Annotated in this window: 13 protein-coding genes; 8 read left to right on the forward strand and 5 right to left on the reverse strand. The window is 70.9% G+C overall.

The window, feature by feature from the left end; all coding sequences use genetic code 11:
• Positions 1-18: 18 nt before the first annotated feature.
• The 3 genes from H0I76_RS12330 to H0I76_RS12340 all read right to left on the reverse strand — a co-directional run bounded on the left by H0I76_RS12330 (position 19) and on the right by H0I76_RS12340 (position 5,341).
• Positions 19-1,998, reverse strand: coding sequence for a capsular polysaccharide biosynthesis protein (locus H0I76_RS12330; RefSeq protein WP_200610221.1), 1,980 nt, complete (start codon positions 1,996-1,998; stop codon positions 19-21).
• Positions 1,995-4,319 carry a glycosyltransferase gene (locus H0I76_RS12335; RefSeq protein ID WP_200610223.1) on the reverse strand — a complete coding sequence of 775 codons (2,325 nt, stop codon included), beginning with the start codon at positions 4,317-4,319 and terminating at the stop codon, positions 1,995-1,997. Before H0I76_RS12335 ends, H0I76_RS12330 begins: the two co-directional genes overlap by 4 nt.
• 293 nt (positions 4,320-4,612) lie before the next feature.
• Entirely contained in the window at positions 4,613-5,341 is a 729-nt protein-coding gene (locus H0I76_RS12340) for an ABC transporter permease (RefSeq protein WP_200610225.1), read from the reverse strand.
• A 252-nt stretch (positions 5,342-5,593) separates the two neighbouring features.
• Here H0I76_RS12340 and H0I76_RS12345 point away from each other — a divergent pair, with 252 nt between their 5' ends.
• Entirely contained in the window at positions 5,594-6,757 is a 1,164-nt protein-coding gene (locus H0I76_RS12345) for a hypothetical protein (protein WP_200610227.1), read from the forward strand.
• A gap of 17 nt (positions 6,758-6,774) precedes the next feature.
• Here H0I76_RS12345 and H0I76_RS12350 read toward each other — a convergent pair whose 3' ends face one another.
• Positions 6,775-7,560 carry an ATP-binding cassette domain-containing protein gene (locus tag H0I76_RS12350; RefSeq protein ID WP_200610237.1) on the reverse strand — a complete coding sequence of 262 codons (786 nt, stop codon included), beginning with the start codon at positions 7,558-7,560 and terminating at the stop codon, positions 6,775-6,777.
• Positions 7,561-7,943: 383 nt separating this feature from the next.
• Between H0I76_RS12350 and H0I76_RS19460 the strand changes: the two genes are divergently transcribed.
• The 3 genes from H0I76_RS19460 to H0I76_RS12375 all read left to right on the forward strand — a co-directional run bounded on the left by H0I76_RS19460 (position 7,944) and on the right by H0I76_RS12375 (position 16,922).
• Positions 7,944-13,307: a type I polyketide synthase gene (locus H0I76_RS19460; protein ID WP_234455288.1), complete on the forward strand. Its 5,364-nt coding sequence runs from the start codon at positions 7,944-7,946 to the stop codon at positions 13,305-13,307.
• Positions 13,308-13,410: 103 nt separating this feature from the next.
• Positions 13,411-15,585, forward strand: a complete 2,175-nt coding sequence (locus tag H0I76_RS12370; protein ID WP_407704272.1) for a type I polyketide synthase — start codon at positions 13,411-13,413, stop codon at positions 15,583-15,585.
• Positions 15,582-16,922, forward strand: coding sequence for an aminotransferase class I/II-fold pyridoxal phosphate-dependent enzyme (locus tag H0I76_RS12375; RefSeq protein WP_200610241.1), 1,341 nt, complete (start codon positions 15,582-15,584; stop codon positions 16,920-16,922). The genes H0I76_RS12370 and H0I76_RS12375 overlap by 4 nt, the downstream gene beginning before the upstream one ends.
• 15 nt (positions 16,923-16,937) lie before the next feature.
• On the opposite strand, the gene H0I76_RS12380 is transcribed toward H0I76_RS12375, so the two are convergent.
• A complete protein-coding gene (locus H0I76_RS12380) occupies positions 16,938-17,753 on the reverse strand; it encodes an SDR family NAD(P)-dependent oxidoreductase (RefSeq protein WP_200610243.1) in 816 nt (271 codons plus the stop codon).
• Between the two features lie 158 nt (positions 17,754-17,911).
• Here H0I76_RS12380 and H0I76_RS12385 point away from each other — a divergent pair, with 158 nt between their 5' ends.
• From H0I76_RS12385 to H0I76_RS12400, 4 genes are all read left to right on the forward strand, one after another.
• Positions 17,912-19,390: a capsule biosynthesis protein gene (locus H0I76_RS12385; RefSeq protein WP_200610252.1), complete on the forward strand. Its 1,479-nt coding sequence runs from the start codon at positions 17,912-17,914 to the stop codon at positions 19,388-19,390.
• A 155-nt stretch (positions 19,391-19,545) separates the two neighbouring features.
• Positions 19,546-22,260, forward strand: coding sequence for a bifunctional acetate--CoA ligase family protein/GNAT family N-acetyltransferase (locus H0I76_RS12390; protein ID WP_200610254.1), 2,715 nt, complete (start codon positions 19,546-19,548; stop codon positions 22,258-22,260).
• 77 nt (positions 22,261-22,337) lie between these two features.
• Positions 22,338-23,183, forward strand: a complete 846-nt coding sequence (locus H0I76_RS12395) for a universal stress protein (protein WP_200610256.1) — start codon at positions 22,338-22,340, stop codon at positions 23,181-23,183.
• A 131-nt stretch (positions 23,184-23,314) separates the two neighbouring features.
• On the forward strand, positions 23,315-26,002 hold the full coding sequence (locus H0I76_RS12400) for a cation:proton antiporter (protein WP_200610258.1): 2,688 nt from the start codon (positions 23,315-23,317) through the stop codon (positions 26,000-26,002).
• The last annotated feature ends 16 nt before the right edge of the window (positions 26,003-26,018 follow it).

Here is a 26,018-nt window from a genome sequence, read left to right on the forward strand (position 1 = left end):
CGCAGGCTCGCCGCCGCATCACAACGGCGCACCCGCGACAAGCCGCGCCACGGCGGTCTCGACCTCGCAAGGCAAGCCTGCGACCGGATCGACATAGGACGGATAGGCGATCAGGGCCGCCCAGACGAGCGCGTCGAGCGAAGGCCGGGCGCACCGCCGCGACGGCGGCTCCCCGATATCCCGGGTGAGCCCCCAGCCCGCGTAGAAGGGCACGCCAAGGGTTGTCACCTCCTTGCCGCGAAGCAGCGCCTCGAAACCCATCAGGGACGTCATCGTCCAGATCTCGTCCGCAATCGCGATCAGCGCATCCGCCGACACGCCATGCGCGACGTGATCCGCGAGACGCAAGGCCTCGGCCTCGTCAACCCCGCCGAGCCGAAGTCCTGCCTCGACATCCGGATGCGGCTTGAAGACCAGGTAGGCATCGGGATTGGCGGCGCGCGCGCGCTCGAGCAGCGCGAGATTGGTTCGGACCTCGCCCGCGCCGCAACGGATCGAAGCGTCGTCCTCGACCTGCCCGGGCACGAGGAGGACCCGCCGCCCCGCGGGCGGCGTCGGAACATCGGCCGCGCCGACATTGTATTTCGTCACCCGCGCCGAGACGATCCGCTCGCGCAGCGCCGCCGCGCGGCGGAGGCGGACATCATCGGCCGGGAACGCCGCAGCCTCGGCGATCAATTGCTCGAGCCGGCTCGGCCTCGCGGGGTCGAAGTAGATGCCCACCTCGTCGAAAACGAGGGAGCCGGCCTCAACCAGGGCCGCGCCCAGGCCGACCGAGCGCAGGAAACCGTCCTCGACGAGGCAGAGCGACGGACAGGCTTCGCGCGCGTGCGCGATCTCGCCGGGACCGAAGCGGCTCGCGGCCACGAGCAGGCGGCTTCCGGAATCGCGTGCCTGTGTTGCGGCCTGCGCGAGGTCGTCGAGGAAGCGCGGCGGCTCGCGGCGCGCCGGACCGTAGCGCAGAAGGTGCCGGCGCTTCCACCGGCTGAACCCGGCATACACCTCGCCGCGCCACTGCGGCTCGACCTGGCGCCAGCGTGCCTGCGCCGCGAGAAGATCGGCGGCACCCTCGAAATCGGTGAGCTGGTCGGCGAAGGGGTCGTAGTAGACCGGGAACAGCAGATGGCTCGCGGCAAAGACCTCCTCGGCGCTGCGCCGCGCCGTCCGCCGCGGACATGACAACCGGTCGCGCGTAAAACCCCAGCCGGCATAGAACGGCAGCCCGAAGACATGGACCTCGCGCCCGGCGACAGCCGCCTCGAACCCCATCTGCGAGGTCACGGCATAGACGCGCTTTGCCCCGTCGATCAGGTCCCAGGGGTTCGCGGGCGCGCCGGAGAGGATTTCACCCGGCCGCAGGTCGGCGGCGTAGAAATGGCCCCGCCGGCGGCCCGCGAGGACTTCGGGATGGGTGCGGACGACGATCCGCTCGCCGGGGTTCTCCGCCCGCGCGGCATCGAGCATCGCGGCGAAGCTCGCACCCGAGGCAGCCCCACCCGATATCGAGGCGTCCCCTTCGGTCTGGTCGATGACGAGGATATAGCCGGGCTCGGGCACCTCGCCCGCCCCGCGCGGCACCGGCGAATATTTCGAGAGGCCAAGACGCTGCAGCCGCTCGATCCCGGCCCGCGCACGCGCAACGACTTCGGGCCCGAGGCCCTCGCCCGACTGGATGATCCGCTCGAGGCGCGACGGCGCCGAGGCGTCGAAATAGACGCCCTCCTCGTCCAGCGTGATCGAGAACGGCCGGTCGCCCATCCGCCCCGTATGGATCGAGCGCAGGAACCCGTCCTCGATGGTCAGCACGCCGGCTCCGGTCAGCCGGGACAGGAACCGCCCCGGGCGCGACCAGCGCTGCTGCCCCCAGACCCCGTTGATGGTCGAAGGCGTGAACGCGAGCCCGCGTCGCGGACGCCAGCCGCTGAGCTCGAGCATCCGAAGCACCCAGGGATCGTCGATGAACGCGATATGGGCCTCGCGCTCGGCCGGCGGTCTCATTCGCGCCCCCGCTCGATCACACCCAAGGCGGTGAGGCGATCGAGGCAGCGCGCGGCATGGGCCGCCACCGAGTACTCGGTCTCGATCAACGCGCGCCCGGCGCGGGCGCGCCGTCCCGCCTCGCTGCGGTCCTGAAGCACGCGGCGCATGGTCTCGGCGAGCGCGATCTCGTCGACCGCGGCCCAGACGGCGCCTTCCATCGGGAACATGCTCTCGCCCGGGCGAACCGGGACGAGGTCGGCGCGGACCGGGAAACTCGTCTCGTCGGTGCAGAAGTCGCGCGTCCCCGAGTAGTCGGTCACGATGACGGGCCGTTCGAGCAGCATCGCCTGTGCCGGCCCGTAGCCAAAGCCCTCGGCCCGGTGCGGCGACACCAGGCAGTCGGTCGAGAAAATCAGCGCCAGATAGCGCTCGAGCGGCATCCGGCCGGTCAGCACGACGATGCGCGCGTCGTGCCGTGCAAGATCGAGGATCGCCTTCCACTGCCCGCGCGGATCGCCCCAGTGGCCGCGCGCCACCTCGGTCGTCTTGATGACCAGAGCCACATCGCGCCGCGCCGGCGGAAAGGCGCGACGGAAGGCGCGCACGGCCGCAAGCGGATTCTTGCGCTCGACCGACGAGTGAAAGTCGAAGCTGACGAAAAAGAGAAACACGTCCTCGGGAATTCCGAGGCCGGCGCGCCCCACCTGCTCGACGGGGCCGAGCGTCACGGCCTTTCCGATCCGATGCACCGGAACGCGTCCCGCCGCGCAATAGGTATCGGCCACGAACGCCGTCGGGCACCAGACCTCGTCGAGCATATCGAGCGCCAGCCGATGCGCCTCCGGCAACACGCCGAACTCCCACAGAAGAAAGCCGATGTTGAGCGCCAAGCGATCGCATGCCATTGCCGGCTCCAGCAACACCTGCGGGACGAGATCGGCGTTGACATGGATGAGCCGCGCCGACCGACGCACCGCGGGGCCATCTGGCCTTGCGCGCGAGCCACCGCTGTCATCGACGCGCGCAAGCCCGGCATCGATGCTCCGGGTGACAGACTCGATGCCGGCCGCCCGCAGGACCCGCCGGGTCATCCCGAGATTTTCCGCCAGACCCGATCCGCCGCTGGTCAACCCGATCAGCGTGAGTTCAGGCCGGTCCGTCGACGCCGGATCCGTGGCGAACCGCCCGAGCCCGTTCCGGGGCGAGGCAACCCGCCCGAGCAGGCGCCGGCCGATATCCGAGCGCCACCCGAAGCCGCTGGCGGCATCTGCATCGTGCCCGCCCGCCATCAGGGCAAGCGCGAGCTCCATGCCTGAAACCGCGCCCGCACCGTTTGCGACCGGGGCCGCGAGGATGGCCTCATCCTCTTGCGCAAGCCGCGGCATCGGGGCGCCCGCCGCCAGCGCGGCACCGATGCGCGACAGGGCATTCGCAAGGCGCTCGACCTCGCCCTGATCGGGACTTCCGGCCGCGACCAGCGGCGACCCGAGGCCCCCGGTGAGCGACAGGTCGCGCCACCAGGCCTCGAGCCGCTGCGCGTGGACCGAAACCGCGCTGTCCGGCTCCGAGGCGGTGCCGAGAAAATGCGGCAACCCCCGCCCGGCGACGCGGCGCATCGCGCCCTCGTACCAGGCTGCCAGGCGCCGTGCCGCGCGCTGCGTGCCCGGCCGAAGTTTGGGCAAGGCTCTGAGCGACGCGCGCATGTGAACCATCAGCCGCGTAACAGTGACGCCATCGACCGTCCAGACAGGGTCGGGGGCCTCGCTGACCGCGATGGGATCGCGCGTGCCTTCCTGCATCGCCGGACAAGGGGGCATCGCCGGATCACCCGATCCCCCGCCCGCACCGGCCGTCTCACCAACAAGATTGATCCCCCGCCGCCTCGCCACGGCCGCGGCGGCGGTCACGAGGCCAGCGATCTCTGGCGGCGAAGCCTCCGGACCGAGCTGCGCGAGCCGAACGGGCACCGAGGCTGCGTGCCGAGCCGCGCCATCGGTCGGGTCGCCTCCCAGGGCGCGCGAAAGCGCGGCGTCGAGCGCATCGACCGACGCATCCGGTTCGAGCGCGACATCGCGCTGCAGTCTCAGGACAAGTCGTGCGAGCACGCGCGAGGGCCAGAAGCCGCGCGGCTCGCGACGCAGCACCACTGCGCGCCGTGCGCCCGCGAGCCGCCGCCACAGAACCCCAAGCTGGATCGCGGTGACGACGAGGTGAACGAACCGGCGAGTCTCGCGAAAGAACAGCACGGCGGGATCAAGGAATACGACATCGAAGCCTTGGTCCGCGATCTCGCGCTCGAAGGCACGCAGCCCGGTCGCGGTCGAGAAATTGAGCCGCATATGCGCGTCTCCGCCCGTCCCGGCGACACTGACGCCATGAACGCGCCACCCCATCTCCGCGAGGCGCGCCGCGACGCAGGGCCCTATCGCGCCGGCGATCCCCGCGCCCGGCGGAAAGGCCGCGATCACGAGCGCGTCGCCAATCCTGCGCCGACCGGCGACCTGCTCGGGCTGATCTGCTGGCCCTCGGGCAGGCAGAGCCTCGCCCGAGGCGCATGGCATCGCCTCTCGGAGGCCGGACGCGCATCGTGTGCCTTCGAGGGGAGAGACGCTCGAGCCCTGCGAACCGACGCTCATTGCAGGATCCGCCGCCGGTCATGCCAGATCAGCGCACAGCCGAGCGCCACGCTGCCGAGCACGAAAGCGACGAAATAGCCACGCGAAAGGATGAGCTCCGGGTATCCGGAGTAGACCCCGGTGCGCACCCAGTCGATCGCATGCAGCACAGGGTTCCATGCCAGCAGCTCCCGGAAAGCCGGCGGCAGGAATGACGGCACGTAGAAGACGCCCGAGATGAACAGCAGCACGCGCGAGAAGATCGCGTAGACCCGCTCGAACACGGGCATGAAGAGCCGCGAATACCCGCGGATGAGCCCCATGCCGAAGGCGAGCAACGCCGTCAGCACAAAGGCTTCGAGGCAAGTCAGGAAATCGTATGGCACGCCGTGCAGATGCTGCCAGACGACGACGCCATATCCCAATGCGATTGCCGAGACCACGCCGACCGTGAAGCGGAACCCCAGCGCCGCGATGGCGGGGGTGAACACGCCGACCGTCGCGAGGCGGCGCGGGCTCTCCAGCGTGGCGACCGCGTTCTTGACCGCGGTCGACGTGCTGTTGAACAGATGCAGCGTCGAGATCCCGGTCAGAAGGAAAAGCGCGAAGCTGGTCCCGTAGCCTGCCGCGCGCCCCACCAGCGTGAGCAGGATGAGGAGAATCGCGAGCTGCGCTGCCGGCTCGACGAACACCCAGAAAAGGACCATCCCCTCGCGGTTGTTGCGCGGCACGAACTTGTGCCACATCAACGTCCAGATCAGGTTCAGACGAACCGCAATTGATCCCGCAGGCGAGGTTCCGTACAAGTCGTGGCGCCCCCGGAGGCTGTCCGCTTGGTCACAAGGGGATCCTTATCGGCAGGATATGCGCTGTTCAAGCGCCCGGACGTGCAGAAGCACCGGGCGACAGTAGCGGGCAAGGAATGCGTGACGTCATCGCACCGGTTGACCTGGCCGATGGCGTGACCGCAAGATGAAGGTCCAAGGGGGCGAAAATCAATGAAGGCCGAACGCGCCGGATCGATCCTTCCCCACCGGGTGCTGCGGCCGCAAGGTGGGGACCCGCGCAGGCGAAGCCTGTTCTGGCCTGCCGTCGGCTTCGCGGCCTTTGTCCTGCTGCCCACGCTGCTCGCCGCCGCCTATTACTATCTGATCGCGGCCGACCGTTACGTGACGGAGTTCCGCTACGCCGTTCGGGGCGGGGCGGCGAGCCTTGGCAACGAGACCGACCAGGTCGCGGTATCGATGGGCTCCGGCGCCGCGTTGCAGGCAGCCGCCGACAGCTTCATCCTCGAGGACTATCTGCGCTCCTACGCCGCGGTCAGCGATGTCGAGCGGACCCTGCCGCTTCGCGACATGCTGGGGCGTGACGGCGGCGACCCCATCCGGCGCTACAACGTCAACCTCCCGCCCGAGGAGATCATCGATTTCTGGAACGGCGCGCTCGACGTCCGTTTCGACGTGGTCACCGGCATCACGAGCGTGAGCGTCGCGCTCTACACGCCCGAGGATTCCGCGGCAGTTGCCAGGGCGCTGGCCGAGGAGCTCGGGATTCTGGTCGACAAGCTTTCCGAGCAGGCGCGGGAAGAGATGCTCGCCTATGTCGAGGGCGAGTTCGTGGTCGCCGAACAGCGCCTGCGCGAGTCCCTCGACGCGATCGAGGAGTTCCGCCGCGAGAACGAGCTCGTGTCTCCGACCGAGACCGCGGAGCTCGGATCCACGGTGATCGCGACGCTCACCTCCGAGGTCACCGAGCTCAGGGTCCGCCTGCGCTCGCTCATGGTCAATGTTCCCAACTCGCCGCAGATCCCTGTCCTCACGGACCGCATCGCGAGCCTCGAGGCGCAGCTCGCGGCCGAGCGCGCGGCCTTGGGCGGTCGCAGCGCCGACTCGGCGCTGCCGGGTCAGCTCAGCCTGTTCGAGCGGCTGCAGAACGAGTACCTGATCGCACGTGACATCTACATCTCGACGCTCGAGTTGCGTCAGAAGGCGCGCTCGAACGCCACGCTCAGCATGGCGCAGCTCGTGGTCTTCGTGCCGCCGCGGCCCGCGGTCTGGTCGATCGAGCCCGTCCGGTGGCTCGAGGTGCTCATCGTGTTCAGCGCGGCGTTCCTGGTTTGGCTCATCGGGCGCATCCTGCTCGCCTCGCTGCGGACACCCTGAAGGCGGCCATGAGCCGTCTAGTCGTCAGTGGCCGGGGGCTCGTCGTCTTCCGGGACCGGAGCCGGGCCGCCACGCCCGCGCCGCGGCAGGAAGTGGGCCTCGGCCTCGTCGATGCCGCTCAGCGGATGCAGACGCCCGCCCTCGAGCATCAGGCACCGGTCGGGGCCGATGCCGCGCAACTGCCCGGCCGTGGAATGCAGCCACAGAACGGCTGCGCGCTTCCGCGCCGCGCGAAACAGGGCAGCAAGCTTAGCGCGTGCGGCCGGCACCTGCGGCACCGGCATCCCGTCCACGATATAGACGTCCGACGGCGTCAGGTAGCTCGCGCCATAGGTCAGCAGCACGCGCGACACGCCGTCCACATGCCTGAACGGCTGCGCCAGCACGTCCGGGTCGTCGAGCAGGCTCGCGACGTCCGCGAGATGATCCTGCGTCGAGATCCCGTAGGCGGCGGCGCGCAGCCCGAGGTCACGCTCGACGCTCGCCGTCATTCCGAAGCCCGTTCCCGTCCCGACGATCGGCGCCACCGGGGCCGAGGTCGCCACCCAGCCCGAATCCGGCGGGGCAACGCCCGAGAGCACGCGGCTGAGCACACTCTTTCCCGCATTGCGCCGCCCGAGGATGGCGACGCCCTCGCCCGCCCGCAGCGTGAGGCTGATGCCCGCCAGCACCTTCTTCCGGCCGTAGGAGCGTACGACGTCATGCGCCTCGAGCACGATCGCGCCCGCTGTCGTGCCGCCCGTCTGCGGGGATGCCTCGGGGTCGGCCGGAACCCCGCGGCTCTGATGGCGTTCGTCAGGCATGAACGGCTCCTTGCGCACCCGGCTCTCGCACGCGACGGCGGGTGCTTCAGTGGCGCGAAGTAAAGCCGTGCGCCGCGAGCGTGGTCAACCGTCGCAGCGCATGATCGCTGCATTCGGATTAGTTGTTTGATCCTGTGGCCGGGCAGGCTAACCTTTGATTGTCCTTCGGGGCGGTGGGGAATGCTGCGCAAAATGGTGTGACGCCCCGCGTTGGATCGGCCGGACGGCAGCGATTGCAGAGGCAGCGATTGCAGAGTATGGCGCCAACGGCTTTTCGTTCCTTGGTTCGGTGGTAGGGACTGGTGCACAAACGCCTTGGCGGCGTTGGAGAGCAGTGACACGAGGTGAGCAGAGCACCTCATGTGGTGGGGGAAAATGCCCGAATGACGAGCCGGCACGACCGAGAGCTGGTCGAAATCGCGATCAGCGGACTTGCGTGCCGCCTGCCTGGTGCCTCCGATCCCGCGGAGTTCTGGCGCCTGCTGTCCGAGGAGCGCGTGAGCATCGCGCCGATCCCGCCCGATCGGTGGAACGCCCGCCGTTTCCTGCACCCCGACCGGCGGATGGCCGGCCGCAGCTACACGATGTCGGCGGGCCTGATCGACGGCATCTGGGAATTCGACCCCGGCTTCTTCGGCATCTCGGCACGCGAAGCCGCTCAGATGGACCCCCAGCAGCGCATCCTACTCGAGGTTGCCTATGAGGCGATCGATGCGGCCTGCCTGAAGCCCGAGATCCTTTCCGAGGGGCGAACCGGCGTCTATGTCGGCGCCTCCTCGATGGACCACTCGCAGCGCTTTGCCGCGGACCCCGCCGCGATTGGCGCGCAGTTCATGACCGGCAACACCCTCTCGATCCTGTCGAACCGCATCTCGCATGCCTTCGACCTCAAGGGACCGAGCTACACGGTCGACACCGCCTGCTCGTCATCGTTCTACGCGCTGGATCACGCGGTTCGCGCGCTTGCGGATGGCGAGATCGACACCGCGATCGTGGGCGGTGTGAACGCGATCCTCCAGCCCTATAACTTCGTGGGCTTCTCGCGCGCGTCGATGCTCTCGCCGACGGGGCTCTGCCGTGCCTTCGATGCCGCCGCGGACGGCTATGTCCGGGCCGAAGGCGCCGTCGCGCTCGTCCTGCGCCGGCTCGAGAGCGCCCGCGCCGAGGGCGAACCCGTGCGCGCGGTTCTGATGGGAACCGGGGTGAACTCGGATGGCCGCACGATGGGCCTCGCACTGCCGTCGGGCGAGAGGCAGGCGGCGCTGCTCGAGACGGTCTACCGGCGGCTTGGCATCGAGCCCGACCGCCTCGCCTTCATCGAGGCGCACGGCACGGGCACCCCGGTCGGCGACCCGATCGAGGCGCACGCGATCGGCAAGGTTCTGGGCAAGGGCCGCGCGCGGCCGCTGCCGATCGGCTCCGCCAAATCGAATGTCGGGCATCTCGAGCCTGCCTCGGGCCTGGTGGGGCTGATTAAGGCCGCCCTCGCGCTCGAGAACGGCACGGTGCCGCGCAGCCTGCATGTCGAGCAGGTGAACCCGCACATCCCGCTCGACGACCTGGGCTTGCAGGTTGCGACCGAGGCGCTGCCCGTCCCGCCGCATCCCGACGGCGCGCCCTGGGTCGCGGGCATCAACAATTTCGGCTTCGGTGGCGCGAACGCGCATGCCGTCCTGCGCGAGGCGCTGCCCGCCGAGCGTCCCGCCTCGCCGCCCGAGCCGTTGACCTCGCAGGCATCGTTGCCGCCGCTGATCCTTACCGCCGCGAGCGGCGAGAGCCTCGCCCGCCAGGCCGCCGCATGGTCGGCGCGCGTCGCCGGCACCTCGGCTGCCGAGGCGACGGCGCTGATCGCGACCGCCGCGCATCGACAGGCCCGCCACCGACACCGCGCGGTCGTGCTGGGCGACACCGTGAGCGCGCTCGTGACCGAGCTCGACAGCCTCGGCGCCGGAACGTCGCTCGTGAACACCGCGGTCGCGACGGCTGCCGACCGGGCCGGACAGACCGCCTTCGTGTTCTCGGGGAACGGCGCGCAATGGCCCGGGATGGGGTGTGATCTCTATGCCGGCGACGCCGCCTTCCGCGCGGCCTTCGACCGTGTCGCCGACGCATTCCGCGCACAGAGCGGGACCGACGACCCGACGTCAGACCTCGCGGACCTCCTGCAGGACCCCGAGCTCGGCGCGCGCATCGAGGAAAGCGAGGTCGCGCAACCCCTGATCTTCGCGATCCAGGTCGCCCTGGTCGAGGCGCTGGCCGGGCGCGGAGTGCGGCCCGATGCCGTCGCCGGACATTCGGTCGGCGAGGTCGCGGCGGCCTGGGCCGCCGGCGCGCTGAGCCTCGAGGACGCGGTGCGGCTGATCCGCGTGCGCGCACGCGCCGTGCGGCCCCTGGCCGGGCGCGGCGGCATGGCGGCCGTGCTCGCCAGCGCCGAGACCGTCCAGGGCATGCTGGACGAGCTTGGCATGCAGGCCGAGATCTCGGTCGCCGGCGACAACAGCCCCCGCAGCGTCACGATCTGCGGCGACGCGGACGCGCTCGACCGCTTTGGGCACAGTGCCCGCAAGCGGCGCATCGCGGTCCGACGCCTCGCGGTCGCCTATCCCTACCACGGTCCCGCGATCGACGAGATCCGCGACGAGCTGCTGAGCGGCCTTGCCGAACTCGCGCCCCGCCCCGCCAAGCTGGCTTTCGTGTCGACCACGACGGGCGCCCGGGCCGAGGGCGAATGCCTGGGCGCCACGCATTGGTGGCACAACGCGCGCGACGCCGTGCGCTTTCGCGGGGCGGTCGGCGCGCTCGACGAGGTCGGCTGCACGGTGTTCGTCGAGATCGGGCCGCGCCCGGTCCTCCCCAGCTATGTCGGCGATACCCTGGACGGACTTGGCCGCGCCGGCGCCGTGCTTGGAACGATCGAGGGCCCCGGAAAATCCGCGACCATCGACATGATGGCGGCGCGCGCCGTCGCCTGTGGCGCGAGGGTGGACGCCGAGCGGTTCTTCGGCCCGCCCCTTCCCGCGCGGCACGACCGGCCGGCCTACAGCTGGGACCATGCGACCCACCGGGTGCCCGCGACCAGCGAGGAGCTCGACGTCCTGGGCTCGGCGATCGATCATCCGCTGCTCGGATGGCGTCCCTGGCACGGCGAAGGCACGTGGCGCGCGCAGCTCGACGTCGCGTCGCTGCCCTGGCTTGGCGATCACGCGATCGAGGGCAGCGCCGTGATGCCGGCGGCAGGCTTTGCCGAGATCGCGCTCGCGGCCGGCGCCGAGAGCCTGGGAACGCGCGCCCTCGAGCTGAGCGATTTCGACATCGTCAGCCCGCTCGTCTTCGAGGCACCGGGCCTCGTGACGCTGCGAACCGAACTCGAGCGCGAGACCGGCATCGTACGGATCGAGAGCCGGCCTTCAGGCAGCACGGACGACTGGCGCCTCCATGCCCGCGGCACCATCCGCCGCGCGCCCGGCGGCGCGAACCTGCCCCTGGACGACGCCACGGATGATGCCGCGCCGGTCGGACGGCTCGCATGGACCGGCGAGCGGCTCTACCGGATGCTGGCGCAGGCGGGGCTCGAGTACGGACCGGCGTTCCAGCTGGTCACCAGCCTGAGCGCCGATGGCCCCGGCGCGATCTCCGAGCTCGCGGAAGCCGACGCGGCGCCGGGAGCCAACTTCGTGCTCCACCCCGCCAGCCTCGACGCCGCATTCCATGCGCTCTTCCCTCTCGTGGGACGCGCCTTGCGCGAGCAGGGCCTGCCCGAGGAGGGCAGCTTCCTGCCGATCCGGCTCGGTCGCCTCACGACCTTCGCGCAGCCCGAACCCGCCGAGGCCGGGTCCGTCATCCGCCATGCCCAGGTCGAACTCGTCCGGCTGACCGAGTATGGGGCGGAAGCCGCGATCACGCTGGGCAACGCGCAGCAAACGCCCATCGCGCGCATCGAGGGCATGCGCCTGCGCCGCGTCCGCTCGAGGCGGCGGCTTCGCGACACCCCGATCGCGTGGGCCGAAACGCTGGTTCCACTCGCTGAGCCCGGGGCCGCGGTGCCCGTTCCGGATGGCTGGAGCGCGCCGCGGGAGCGCCTGCATGGCCTTGGCATCATCCCGGAGGCCGATCAGGCTCCGGAACCCGACGCGGGCGCGCTTATCGCCGACGCCGCGGCGCGGCGCATTGCCTGGGACGCGGTCGAAAGCCTTGCGGGAGCCAGCCGGCAGATCGACCGGAACGGAGGCAGCAGCGTCCACCCCTCGGCGCGGTCGCTCTTCGCGCGCGTCGCCGGTGTCCTCGAAGCCGATGGCGGGCTGCTCGCCGTCGCGAGCGACACGATGACGGGCGAACCCGAGACAGAGACGAAAGCTGCGGTAACCCCGTCATCGGGCGTGCTCGGCCTTGCGCGGGACTGCCCATACCCGCCGCTCGATGCGCTGATCGAGGCCCTGATCGCCGAGGCCCCCGAGCGCGCGGCAGACCTTGCGAGCCTGACGCGCCTGGCCGCCTGTCTCGAACCCGCACTTCGCGACGGGCTCGACGATGACGCCAGGGCTGCGGCCCCGGGACATCTCGCCAGCCACGCGCCGGCGCGACGCGCGCTTTGGGCCGCGATCGAGCGGATGGGGCTCGATCTTGGCGGGTCATGGCCCATGGGCGATCGGCTCGCGCTGCTCGTCCTCGGCGATGTCCCGCCGGATGTCGCGGCCCGGCTGGCGGGCCTGCCGGGCCTTACCCGCCTCGTGCTGAGCGACCCCGAGCGGGAGGTGAGCGAGCGCCTCGCCCTCGCCCTGTCCTCGCAGACGGCCACGCGCGTCGCCCATTGGGATGCGCTGGAAGGGCCATTCGACGTCGTGCTGTCGGGCGACGCCCTTTGGCGGGTCGACAATCCAGCGCGCGCGCCTCTCCGCGGTCCTCGCGCCAGGCGGCATCCTGGCCGCCGTCGAGGGCCTCGGCGATCTTGTCACCGATCTCGAGGCCGGCCTTGCCGCGGCGTGGTGGAACGGCGCCTCGAGCGGCGGGCCGCGCCACGGGAAGGCGTCGCTGGCGCGCAGCCTGACGGCCGCGGGCCTCAAGCTTTCCGGGCCGTGGCCGCTCGACCGGAGCGAGACCGCGGCCATGGTCGCGGTGGCGCGGCGTCCGGTGACAGGTGCCGCAGCGACGAAGGTCGACGGCCTGGACACGACCGGCACCGAGGATCAGCACCCAACAGACGTTGCGCCGCCGCCCCGCGCTGCGCTGCATCACGCGGCATCGGCGCCGGAAGAGGCCGCGGCATACGCCCGCGAGCTCTCGCAGCTCGGCTGGCAGGTGCGGCTGGTGGCACACCCTCCGAGCGCGGAAGACGACGCGGCCGCGGCGATCGGGCTATCGTGCGAGGGCGAGACCGCCATCGTCACACCCTGGCCAACCCAGCGCCAGGGCGGGCCCGACCCGCGCATCGAACTCTGCCGCCGCCTCGCCGTCGAGAGCAGCGATGGGACGCCGATCTGGCTCCTCACGCGCGGCGGACGCCCGGCCGAGCGCACCGGACAGCCGGCGGCCCCGCGCCGTCCTTCGGACGCGGCGCTCTGGGGCCTCGGTCGCGTGATTGCAAACGAGTTTCCAGCCTGCATCGTCCGCCAGATCGACATCGACCCCGCCCTCGACAGCGCGACGGCGGGCCCGCGCCTTGCCCGGCTGATCGCCGCGCCGGGACCCGAGCGCGAACTGGTGATAGACGGCGACGGCGTCGCGGCGCCGCGGCTCGGCGCCCTCGGTGACCCGACAGCAGCCGCTGCGGATGCCCGCGCCGGCGCCGAGGGATGTCGCCGCCTCGCGCTGGGGCGCGAGGGGGCCGTCGACACGCTGCACTGGGCCTCCGGCATGCGCCGCGCCCCGGCCGACCACGAGGTCGAGATCGAGGTTGCAGCGACAGGGTTGAACTTCCGCGACCTGATGTGGGCGCAACGCCTGCTGCCGCCCGAGGCACTCGAGGACGGTTTTGCCGGCCCGACCCTCGGCATGGAATGCGCGGGCATCGTCACCCGCGCCGGCAAGGCGTCGGGCTTCGACGCCGGCACCCGGGTCGTCGCCTTTGCGCCCGCGGCCTTCGCGAGCCACGTCACCCTGGACGCGACCTTTGCCGCCGCGCTGCCAGAGGGTGTCTCGCTCGAAGCGGCGGCGGGGCTGCCTGCCATATTCCTGACCGCGCATTACGGCCTCGTGGAACTCGCAGGGCTCTCGGAGGGCGAGAGCGTGCTGATCCATGGTGCCGCCGGCGGCGTCGGCCTCGCGGCAATCCAGGTCGCGCGAATGCGCGGGGCCCGGGTCTTCGCCACGGCGGGGCGGCCGGCCAAGCGCAAGCTGGTCACCCTGATGGGCGCCGAGGCAGTGTTCGACAGCCGCAGCCACGCGTTCGCCGAGCAGGTACGCGCAGCCACCGGCGGTCGTGGCGTCGATGTCGTGCTGAACTCGCTGGCCGGCGAGGCGATGCAGCGCTCGGTCGACTGTCTCGCGCCCTTCGGCCGGTTCGTCGAGCTTGGCAAGCAGGACTACGTCACCAACACGCGCCTCGGCCTCAGGCCCTTCCGGCGCAATCTCAGCTATTTCGGGGTCGATGCGGACCAGCTCGTACAGGCCCGGCCTGCGCTCACCAGCCGGATCTTCACCGAGCTCATGCGCGGCTTCGCTTCGGGCAAGCTTACGCCGCCACCCGTTCAGGTCTTCGAGCCGGGCGAGGCAGCCGATGCCTTCCGGCTCATGCAGCGGTCCGACCATGTCGGCAAGATCGTGATCCGGCCCGCGAAGCCGCCGCAGCGCACGGCCCCGCCGCCGCGCGAGGCCGTCTCGGGCAAGGGCAGCTGGCTCATCGTCGGCGGCCTTGGCGGCTTCGGCCTCGCGACCGCGCTTTGGCTCGCGCGGCAAGGCGCCCGGCGGCTGTGGCTGACCAGCCGCAAGGGCGTGCCGCAACCCGGCAGCGAAGGCGCGATCGCCAAGATCTCGGCGCTCGGCGCACGTGTCGAGCCCCTGGCCGTCGATGCCTGCGACCGCGAGGCGATGGAGACGCTGATCGCCCGCATCCGCGCCGAGGGCAGCCCGCTCGAAGGCGTGATCCACGCCGCCATGGTGCTCGACGACGCCCCCTTCGCCGAGCTGTCGCCAGAGCGCGTCGCCAAGGTCATGCGCCCCAAGGTCGAGGCGGCGGCCCTGCTCGACCGTCTGGTGCGGCCCCTCGCGCCACGGCATTTCGTGCTCTACAGCTCGATCTCGGTCGCGTTCGGCAATCCCGGGCAGGCGGCCTATGTCGCGGCGAACGCGGCGATCGAGGCCATCGCCGCGAACCGCCGCGCCGAGGGCCTTCCGGGGCTCGCCATCGCCTGGGGACCGATCTCGGACCAGGGCTATCTCGCGCGGGCCGAAGCGCAGCGCGCCTTCATCGAGCGCCGCCTCGACGGGGCGCTGCTCGCGGCGAACGATGCGCTCGAAGGTCTCGGCGCGCTGCTCGCGGACCCCGAGGCCGGTCCGGTCGTGCGCTACGCGCCGATGCGCTGGTCCAGCCTTGCCGGCGATCTTCCGCTGATCGACACGCCGCTCTTCGAGCGCGTCGATCGCACGCGCCGGGGTGCCGGCACCGCGCGGCGCGACTTCGTGGCCGAGATCGCGGGCCTCGACGACACGGCCGCACGCGCCCGGATCGTCGAGGCGCTGACCGCCGAATGCGCCCGCATCCTGCGCCAGCCCGAGGCCTCGATCGACCCGCACCGTCCGCTGGCCAGCCTCGGCTTTGACAGCCTGATGGCCGTCGATCTCAAGATGTCGGCCGAAGAAGAGCTTGGGATCAGCCTGCCGATCACGACGCTTGGCGACCAGATGAGCCTCGCCGACCTGTCGGGACGCGTGCTCGAGCGGCTCCGCGCCGGCGGCGCCTCCGATGATACCGACACCGACGCCGAGGCAACGGTCGACCGCCTTCGCGCCCAGCACGGCGACACCGAGGTCTCCGATCGCGCCGCCGAGGAGATCCGGGCCCGCGCCGAGCGCATCGCGGGGGCGAAATGAGCGACGCGCGCGCCGCCCTGATCGGCCAGCTTCGGGCGGCGCACAGGACGCGTTCGGGGCAACGCGACGCGACCGCTGCCGGCGCCCCGGCCGAGCCGGCCGAGGCGGCGGAAAGCTTCGACTTCAGCCAGTTGCCCCAGCACCAGGCCATGGCGCTGCATCGCGCGGTCGCGGACGTGCTGGGGATGAGTTCGCCCTTCTTTCGGATCCACGAAGGCGCGCCCGAGCCCGAACTGCGGATCGACGGCGCGCCTCGGCTCAACTTCGCCTCCTACAACTACCTCGGTCTCAACGGCCATCCCGAGGTCGTCGCCGCCGCGACCGAAGCGATGCACCGGCACGGGATCTCGGCCTGCGCCAGCAGGCTGGTGGGCGGCGAGCGCCCGGCACACCGCGCGCTCGAGGATGCGCTCGCCCGCGTCTATGGCGTCGAGAGCGCGCTGACCTTCGTCTCGGGCCACGCGACCAACGTCACGACGATCGCCACGCTTCTGGGCCGCGAGGACCTGATCATGATGGATCAGCTCTCGCACAACTCGATCACCGAGGGCGCGAAACTGTCCGGCGCCCAGCGCCTGACCTTCCCGCACAACGACTACGACTGGCTGGACGAGCGGCTGGGCCAGGCCCGGGCCGATCACCGCAATGTCCTGATCGTGGTCGAGGGGCTCTACTCGATGGATGGCGACAGCCCCGACCTGGGCCGCCTGATCGAGATCAAGAACCGCCACGGAGCCTGGCTGATGGTCGACGAGGCGCATGGGCTCGGCGTTCTCGGCCCCACCGGCCGGGGCATCGCCGAGGCCCAGGGCATCGACCCGCGTGGCGTCGAGATCTGGATGGGCACGCTGTCCAAGACGCTTGGCGCCTGCGGCGGCTACATTGCCGGGGCCCAGTCGCTGATCGACATCCTGCGCTTCAACGCACCCGGCTTCGTCTACTCGGTCGGGCTGGCATCCCCACTTGCCGCGGCGGCGGCCAAGGCGCTCGAGATCATGCTGCGCGAGCCCGAGCGGGTCGCGCGCCTGCAGGCCAATGGCCAGCGATTCCTTGCCGCGGCGAAGGCCACGGGGCTCGATACCGGGCTCAGCCAGGGCAGCGCCGTCACACCGGTCATCCTTGGCCACTCGATGCGCGCGGGGCTTGCCTCGCACCTGCTGCACGAGGCCGGGATCAGCGCCTTGCCGATCATCTACCCCGCGGTGCCCGAAAAGCTCGCCCGCCTGCGATTCTTCCTGACGTCCGAGCACCGCCCCGAGCAGATCGACCGGGCGGTCGAAACCCTCGCGCGCATCATACCCGAGGCCGACCGCCGCCTCGAAGCGTTGAAGGCCTGAGTTGATGGTGCTGGCTCACAGCCCGTCCCGGCCGCCGTCGTCGCCCTCGTCACCCTCCGGAAGGATCTCGGCGCCGAAGGCGCGGATCGCGAGATCCGAGAGGACCGGCGGCAGGCGGTTCCCGAGCCAGACCATGGCCGCAAGCGGCAGGGGAAAGGTGATCAGCGGCCTGCCGCGCTCGAGCCCGCGGGAGATGATCCGCGCCGCGCGGGCCGCATCCATCTCGAAGGGCTTCGGCCCGCGGTGGCGTTGCGCCATCGGCGTCGTGACGAAGCCCGGCGAGATGACGCTCACGCCCACGCCCCTGGGCGCCAGCGCGCCGCGCAGGCTCGTGCCCCACGCCCTCAGCGCAGCCTTGGTCGCGGAGTATGCGGGCATGTCCGGCAGGGGCCGCAAACCGGCGAGCGAGGATACCAGCGCGATCCGGCCTGCGCCGCGCGCGACCATCGCGGGGATCAGCGGCTCGACGGTATTGACCGCGCCCATCAGGTTGATCTCGACCAGCCTGCGCATCGTGCCGGGCGGCTCGATGGCGCCACCCGGCGCGCGCCCGGCCGACACGCCGGCATTCGCCACGACAAGATCGACCGCATGCGCCGCGTCGAAGGCGGCCAGGCGGCCCGCCAGCGCCTCGGCGTCGGTCACGTCGAGCACGGCCGTCTCGACCTTCGCGCCCCGCTCGCGGGCCGCCAGCGCCGCGCCGTCCAGCCGTGCACGGTCGCGGCCAACGAGAAGCATCGTGACACCGGGCGCGGCAAAGGCAATCGCCAGCTCGCGCCCGATCCCGCCGGACGCGCCGGTCAGCACGATCGCGCGCCACTTGCCGCTCATCTCACGCCCCGTGCACCGGGTGGCGCGCATTCGTGGCCGTCAATGCGCTGTCCCTGAACCGGGCATCGTCCGGTCGCTCGGGTGGCCCATGCTCGTCGAAACTCCGGCATCCCCGCCTCTTCCGTGCCGACCGTCCAGGGCAGGAGCATAGAGACTAGATGAATCAGCTGCATCCCCTGGATTCACGAAGCCAGCGCGTGCGCAAGGTGCCCGATCCCGACGGCGCGCTGGCGGGCACGCCTTCGCTCCAGGCCGGCCCCGGATCCGCCCGAGAGCAGACCGTGCTGATGCTCCAGGGCCCTGCATCGGGCTTCTGGTCGGTGCTCGGCTCGACCTTCACGGCGGCAGGGATGCGCCTGATCCACGTCAACCTCGCGCTTGGCGACTGGCTGTTCTGGCGCGCGGGCGGCAAGCGCCTGAACTATCGCGGGCGGCTCGAGGACTGGGAGCACTGGCTCGAGGCTCTCGTCGAAAGGGAAGGTGTCACCGACATCCTCTATTTCGGGGATCGCCTGCCCTATCACCAGGCGGCGCAGCGCATCGCCCTTCGGCGCGAGGGGCTGAGGGTCTGGGCGGTCGAGAACGGCTATCTCCGCCCCAACTGGATCACGCTCGAGCCCTTCGCGATGGGACGCCATTCGCGCTTCACCCGCGACCCCGAGACATTGCGCTACCTTGCCGCCGAGGCGGCGGAAAAACACCCCGAGGCGCCGTCGCGCAAGCCGGCCTTTGGCCATCCCTTTGCCGTCGAGGCATTTTGCGAGGTCACGTTCAATCTCGCCCAGGTCTTCGGCCGCGTCGCCTTCCCGCGCTATTTCAGCGACAAGGCGGTATGGCCCGTGGTCGAGTATCTTGGCTGGCTGCCGCGGATCTGGAACAGCCGCAAGGTGCGCCGGCACGCACGGCGGGTCGAGCGCGACTTCGTCGCCGGCAAGACGCCCTCGGTGCTCGTCGCCCTGCAACTCGAGACCGACTACCAGATCCGCGCGTCGAGCGATTACACCAGCCAGCGCGAGATGCTCGAGGAAGTGATCACCTCCTTCGCGCGCAGCGCGCCCGGGGACATGCGGCTGGTGATCAAGGTCCATCCCTTCGACCCCGGGCTCATCAACTGGGGCAAGGTGGCCGCGCGGATCGCCAGCCGGGCCGGCGTGGCCGGCCGGGTGGCGACGATCCGGGGCGGCAACCTGACGGCGATGACCCAGGCCGCCCATGGCGTCATCACGACGAATTCGACGAGCGGCGTGCTGGCGCTCTCGGTCGGTTGCCCGGTCCGGGTCATGGGCGACGCGGTCTATGACATCGAGGGCCTCACGCATCGCGGCCCGCTCGACCAGTTCTGGACCGCGCCCCAGCGCCCCGATCCCGAGCTGTTCGACGCCTGGTCGCGCGCCGCCGCGGCCTGGATCCAGATGCGCGGCTCGCTCTTCGACCCCAGGGGCCAGCGCGCCGCGGCGCGCGAGATCGTCGAGCGTGTCCGGAACCATCGCCACTACTGGCAGACCTGGCGCGATCCCGCGGCGGCAGGGGCATCGACGCCGTGCGCCCCCGCAGCCGTGACGGCGCCGTCCGGGCGCGACGCTGCACGGGAACGGCGCCCTCGCGCCAAGGCCGAGAAGACCATCGCCACCCATTGACTCCCCCCGCCTGACGACGAGACCGTGGCACACGCGGTTCTGCCCGGCGCCGGAAACGACAGCCGGGCACGCCCCTTCACCGCTCCGCGGCGACCGGCACGCCCGGTGCCGCGGGCGGCAACCGACGCGACGGCGCAGAGGGACAGGCTGATCTCATGAGTGTCCGAGGCCTCGACGCGTTCTTCTCGCCCTCGGGCGTCGCGGTGATCGGCGCGACCGAGCGCGACCTGGCGCCGGGCCGCGTCATCTTAGAGAGCATCCTCCGCGGCGGCTTCGAGGGTGACGTGCACCCCGTGAACCTGAAGCACCGCACGGTGCTGGGGCGGCCGGCCGTGGCCTCGGTGAGCAAGCTCGACCCTGTCCCCGAGCTTGCAATCATCGTCACCCCCGCCGCGACCGTGCCCGGCATCATCGAGGAGTTCGGCGCCGCCGGCGGTCGCGCCGCGGTCGTGATCTCGGCCGGCATGACCGCCGAGTCGGGCCTTCGCGATGACATGCTCGCGGCCGCGCGCCACCACGGTGTCCGCATCCTCGGCGCCAACTCCATCGGGCTGATCCGGCCGCGGCTCGGCCTCAACGCGTCCTTCGCGCATCTCGAGCCCCAGGCCGGGCGGCTCGCCTTCGTCTCGCAGTCGGGCGCCATCGTGGGCGCGATGATCGACTGGGCGGCAGCGCGCGGCATCGGCTTCAGCCACATCGTCTCGCTTGGCGACACCACCGACGTGACGGTCGCCGACATGCTCGACCACCTCGCCGCGGACATCGATGCCCGCGCGATCCTGCTCTATCTCGAACGCATCACCGATGCGCAGCATTTCATGTCGGCGGCGCGCGCGGCGGCGCGCATCAAGCCGGTGATCGCGCTGAAGGCGGGCCTGCGGCAACGGCGCGCCCAGCAGGCAAGATTGCATTCCGGTGCGCTTGCGGGTTCGGACGAGATGATCGAGGCGGCGCTCGAGCGCGCCGGCATCCTGCGGATCAGATCGCTCGACGAGATGTTCGACGCGGCCGAGATCCTCGGCCACCACGTGACGCCGGGCGGCGAGCGCCTCGCGATTCTCGGCAACGGCACCGGCGCGGGCCTGCTCGCCGCCGACGCGATGGCCGATTTCGGCGAGAGCCTGGCCCCGCTGTCGCACGAGACATGCGAGCGGATCGGCGCGCTGCTGCCGCCATTCTGCTCGCATGCGAACCCGGTCAACATCCTCGGCGACGCCGACCCCGAGCGGTATCGCGCCGCGATGACGGCACTCCTCGACGACAGGAAGGTCGACGCGGTCCTGGTGATTCATGCCCCCACGGCGCTTGCAAGCCCGGGCAAGGTCGCGGGTGCGGTGGCCGAGGCTGCGCGCGCGCAGCGTGCCTCGGGGCGACGGGCCAAGCCGGTTCTCGCGAGCTGGCTTGGCGAGCGCGCTGCCGCCGAATCGCGCGCCACTCTGGACGAGGTCGGTATCCCCGTCTTCTCGACGCCGGTCGACGCAGTGCGGGCCTGGGGCCACCTGACCCGCCGAAACCGCCTTCTCGAACGACTGAGCCGCGTGCCGCCCGCGATGTCGGACGGGCGCAAGCCCGACTGGGATACCGCGCGCAGGGTCATCCGCGAGGCCGCGGGGCGAGGCGCGAGCGTGCTCAACGAGGCCGAGGCCAAGGCGGTGATCGGTGCGGCGGGCATCCCGACCGTGCGGACCCTGGCCGCCTCCGACGCAGCCGGCGCGCGCAAGGCGGCGAGCGCACTGTCCCGTGACGGTGTCGCGCGCTTCGCCGTCAAGATCCTCTCGGACGATATCGCGCACAAGTCGGATGTCGGCGGCGTGGTCCTCGACCTCGACAGCCCCGCCGCGGTCGAGGTCGCGGCCGCGCGCATTCTGCTCGAGGCAGCACAGCGCGCACCCTCGGCCCGCATCAGCGGCCTCAGCGTGCAGGAGATGCTGCGCCGCCCGGACGCGCACGAGCTGATCGCGGGCATCGCCGAGGACCCGCGCTTCGGCCCGGTGCTGCTGTTCGGCGCGGGCGGGCTCTCGGTCGAGGTGGTGAACGACAAGGCCGTCGCACTGCCCCCGCTCGACACGCTGCTGGCCACCGACCTGGTCGCGCGCACGCGGATCGCGCGTCTGCTCGGCGGCTATCGCAACCGCCCGGCAGCCGACATGGATGCGATCGGCGACGTGCTGATCCGGCTTGGCGAGATCGCCTGCAACCTGCCGATGATCCGCGAGCTCGACGTCAATCCGCTGATCGCGAGCCCGTCGGGCGTCATCGCGCTCGACGCGAAGGTGGTGATCGACCCCGACCGGCTGGACGAGCGCGTTCCCAATTCCCGCCTCGCGATCCACCCCTACCCCGCCGAGTGGGAAGGCACGCTCGACCTCGCCGATGGCAGCCAGGTGATCTGCCGTCCGATCCGGCCCGAGGACGCGGCTCTCTATGTCGAGGCCTTCGATCGCATGGATCCCGACGATTTGCGGCTGCGCTTCTTTGGCCGCGTCGCGAACCCCGACCCGCGCATGATCGCAGCCCTCACGCAGATCGATTACGCCCGTGCCATGGCCTTCGCTGCGATCGACCCCGGTGATGGCGGTCTGCTTGGCGTCTCGCGGCTGTCGCGCGATGCCGACTTCGAGAGGGCCGAATACTCGATCGCCGTGCGCTCGGACCTCAAGGGGAAAGGGCTCGGCTGGGCGCTGATGACGCGGCTGATCGAATATGCGCGATCCGCCGGCATCGCCGAGCTTTACGGCGAGGTGCTGCCCGAGAATCGGGCCATGCTGCGGATGTGCGCCGATCTCGGCTTCCGCGCGATGCCGCGCCCGTCCGAGGGAACGGTGCATGTCGTGCTCGACCTGCGGGACGGCGACAGCACGCGGGCTTGACACGGATCAACGCGAATGCGCCCGATGGCAGCGCATTCTTGCCTTGGCTGTCCGGTCAGAATCCGAGGAGAATTCCCATGGCCTTTCGCTCCGCCGCCGTCTTCGTCGACGGCATGCCCGGCTCCGACAACTGCCTCGCCCGGGCGATTGCGCTTGCATCTAGACACGGGGCGCATCTCGACGTGGTGGCGCTGCTCGAGGAGCCGCCCTTCAACTATGTCGCGGGCGCGGAACTCGCGATCGAGGTCTGGTCGGAGCAGGTTCAGGAGATGCGCCGCCTCGCCGACGAGATCGCCGCAAAGGCGGTCGAGAAGGTGACCGCGGCCGGCCTGAGCGCGGCGAGCCGCGGAGATACCAGCGTGGTCGGCGGCATCTCGGAGATCGCGGCGCTGAACGCGCGCTATTGCGACCTCGGGATCGTTGGGCAACCCATGCCGGACAGCGATGCCGAGAAACTTCATTCCGAGATTCTGGACGGCATCCTCTTCAGCTCGGGACGCCCGGTTCTGATCATGCCCGGCAACGGCGCGGACGAGCCCGACTTCCGTCGCATCGTAATCGCCTGGGACGCCGGCCGCACGGCCGCGCGCGCGGTGCACGACGCGATGCCCTTCCTCAAGGCGGCCGATGCGGTGTCCCTGACCCTGATCGACCCCAAGGCCGGCGGTGGCCGTTACGGGGACGAGCCCGGCGCCGACATCGCGCGACAGATCGCCCGCCACGGCATCGAGGTGAGCGTCGACCGCCTGCCGGCGATGGGCAAGCCGGTGGCGGAATGCATCCTGGGCCACGCCACGGATTTTGGCGCGGGCATGATCGTCATGGGCGGCTATGGCCATTCGAAGCTCACCGAGCAGATCTTCGGGGGCGTGACGCGCGACATGCTGCACGGCGCGCCGGTCCCGATCTTCATGTCGCACTGACGGGTGCGCGCCGCCTCGACCGGGGGCGCCTCTCGCGGGCGCCTTCCCCGCTCGTGACCGCGACTGGCGATTGCAGCGCCAGGTACCGAGGCCCCTTCCGCCGCACCGGTGAGCCCGGATAGGCTGGTCACATGGATGTCATCGTCTTCGGCCTTGGGCTGTTCGCGCTGCTGATGACGCTTGTCGCGCTGGGCGTTCCGATCGCCCGCGCGCTGGGCCTGCCGTTTCCGGTCATCGTCGCGGCCTCCGGCATCACCTACGGCACCGTGACCCTGATGACCGGCTTCCAGCTCACGGGAGGCGGCGTCGAGAGTTTCGATCTGTGGTTCCTGAGCTCGATCGCCTTCGACAGCCGCACGCTGCTCTACGTGTTCCTGCCGCCGCTCCTGTTCGAGATGGCGCTGGCGATCAATGTGCGCCGGCTGATCGACGACCTCGCCGCCGTGGTGCTGCTCGCGGTCTTTGCGGTGGTCGTGGCCACGGCGGGGGTCGGCCTCGCGGTCTGGGGCGTCTCGCCGCTCGGCCTGGTCGCCTGCCTGATGCTGGGCGCGGCGGTCGCCACCACCGATCCCGCCGCGGTGGTGACCACCTTCCGCGAGATCGGCGCGCCACGCCGCCTGATGGTGCTGCTCGAGGGCGAGAGCCTGCTCAACGATGCGGCTGCCATCGCGATCTTCGCGGTGCTGCTGGAGATCGCGTCGCAGATCAACGTCCCGGACCCCGGCATGGCGGTGACCGAGTTCCTGCGCAGCTTCGGCGGCGGCGCGGTGGTCGGGCTCGGCGTGGGCTACGTGGCCTCGCGTCTCTACCCGGTGCTGGGCCGCTCGGCGGTGGCCGAGACCTCGATGACCGTCGCGCTCGCCTATGGAACCTACCTGATCGCAGATGCGGGCCTCGGCGTCTCGGGCGTCGTCGCGGTCGTCTTCGCGGGCGCGCTCACGGGCACGGTCGGGTTCGTGCGGATGGGCCCCGGCAACTGGGCGACCGTGCGGGCGGTGTGGACCCAGATCGGGTTCTGGGCCAATGGCTTCGTGCTTCTCCTCGTGGCCACCCTGACGCCCGGACTGATCTCGGGGCTCACCTGGGAGATGGTGCTGCTGGTCCCGGCCGTCTACATCGGCGCCTTCGGTGCGCGCGCGCTCATCCTGTTCGCGGTGCTTCCGGTGATCGAACTCTTCACCCGGACCGAGAACATGACGACGCCGCAGAAGCTTCTGGTGCTCTGGGGCGGCGTGCGCGGGGCGGTGACCTTGGTGCTGGCGCTGGCGCTGACCGAGATCGACGCCCTCGGCACCGATGCGCCCATTGTCGGCGCGCTCGCCGCGGCCTTCACGTTGACGACACTGGTGATCAACGCCTCGACCCTGGCCTTCGTCACCCATTACCTGGGGCTCAACCGCCTCTCGCCCACCGACCTCGCGATCCGCGAGCGCATCGTCGCGGGCTCGATCGAGCGCGTGCGCAACGTCATCACCGACCTTGCCCGCAAGCGCGCGCTCGAGGACGAGGCGATCGAAGCCGTCGAGGAGACCCTTGCCGCGCAGATGCGCGAGGCCGAGAGCGCGACCGGAGGGCTGCGGATCCCCTTTGGCGAGCGTCTGAGGGTCGGTCTTGCCATCCTGGGTGCGCAGGAGGGGCGCCTGGTGCGCCGTGCCTTCGAGGAGGGGGCCATCGGCCCGCGCGTGACCAACTACATGCGCCTCTTTTCCGAGCGCCTCGTCGACGCCGCGCGCGTCGACGGTCGCGACGGCTACGAAGAGACCTTCGAGCGCGAGCTGCGATCGGCCCGCGCGTTCCGGGTCGCGGTGGCCCTTCACCGGCTCACCGGGTGGGACGGCCTGCTCCGCCAGCGCATCGAGATCCGGCTGACCGCCTTGCTCGAGGGCGAACGGATCCTGCGCGACCTCGTGCGGTTCGCCGAGAGCACCCTCGGCCCGATGATAGGCGACGACGCCGCGGGGAACCTGCGCGCGCTGATCGCCTACCGCCTCGAGCGGGTCGAGGAGGAGATCGAGGCCGTCAGCCTGCAATACCCGTCCTATGTCGCCGACATGGAAAGGCTGCTGCTGCTGCGCGCCGCGATCCGGCGCGAGCGTCAGCAGTTCGCCCGCCTGTTGAATGACGGGATCATCGGGCAGGAGCTGCATGACAGCCTTGCGGCCGAACTCGACCGCCGCGAGCGTCCGCTGGCGCGCCCGCCGCGCCTCGACCTCGCGCTCAAGCCGCGCGACCTGGTCGAGCGGGTGCCGCTCTTCCAGGGCCTCGACAAGCGCCAGCGCCGCGCGATCGCGCGGCGGCTCCGGACGCATCTGGTCGCGCCAGAGGAAGTGATCCTCGAGACGGGAACCCGCGGCGACAAGATGTTCTTTATCGCGTCCGGCGCCGTCGAGGTGCGCGGCACAGGCGAGCCGCTGCAGCTCTCGAACGGCGAATTCTTCGGCGAGATCGCGCTGATCAGCCCGATGAGGCGGCGCCAGACCGCAGTCGTCTCGCTGGGTTTCGGCCGGCTCCTCACCCTCTCGCGCGACGACTTCGCAAAGCTGGTCCGGCGCGAGCCCGACATCGAGGCAACGATCCGCGAAGCCGCGGCGCGCCAGCTCGACCTCGGTTTCCGCGGACGTGTCATCGACGCGCCGCGGACCGAGGCGCGCCTTGCCAGCGCCAGCGCCATCCCCGTCACGCGGCCCGCAACGCCGCCCGCGGCCGCTTCGGCGGACGACGCGCGCGAAGGGACGCCGGGCGAGCCGCCCGCGATGCCCGATCGCGACGACGACGAGAGCACGGGGCCCGAAATCACGCCCAAATCGGGCACCCACTGAGCGTTCCGGCGGAGAT

The organism is Thermohalobaculum xanthum, assembly GCF_016623495.1.
Lineage (GTDB): Bacteria > Pseudomonadota > Alphaproteobacteria > Rhodobacterales > Rhodobacteraceae > Thermohalobaculum > Thermohalobaculum xanthum.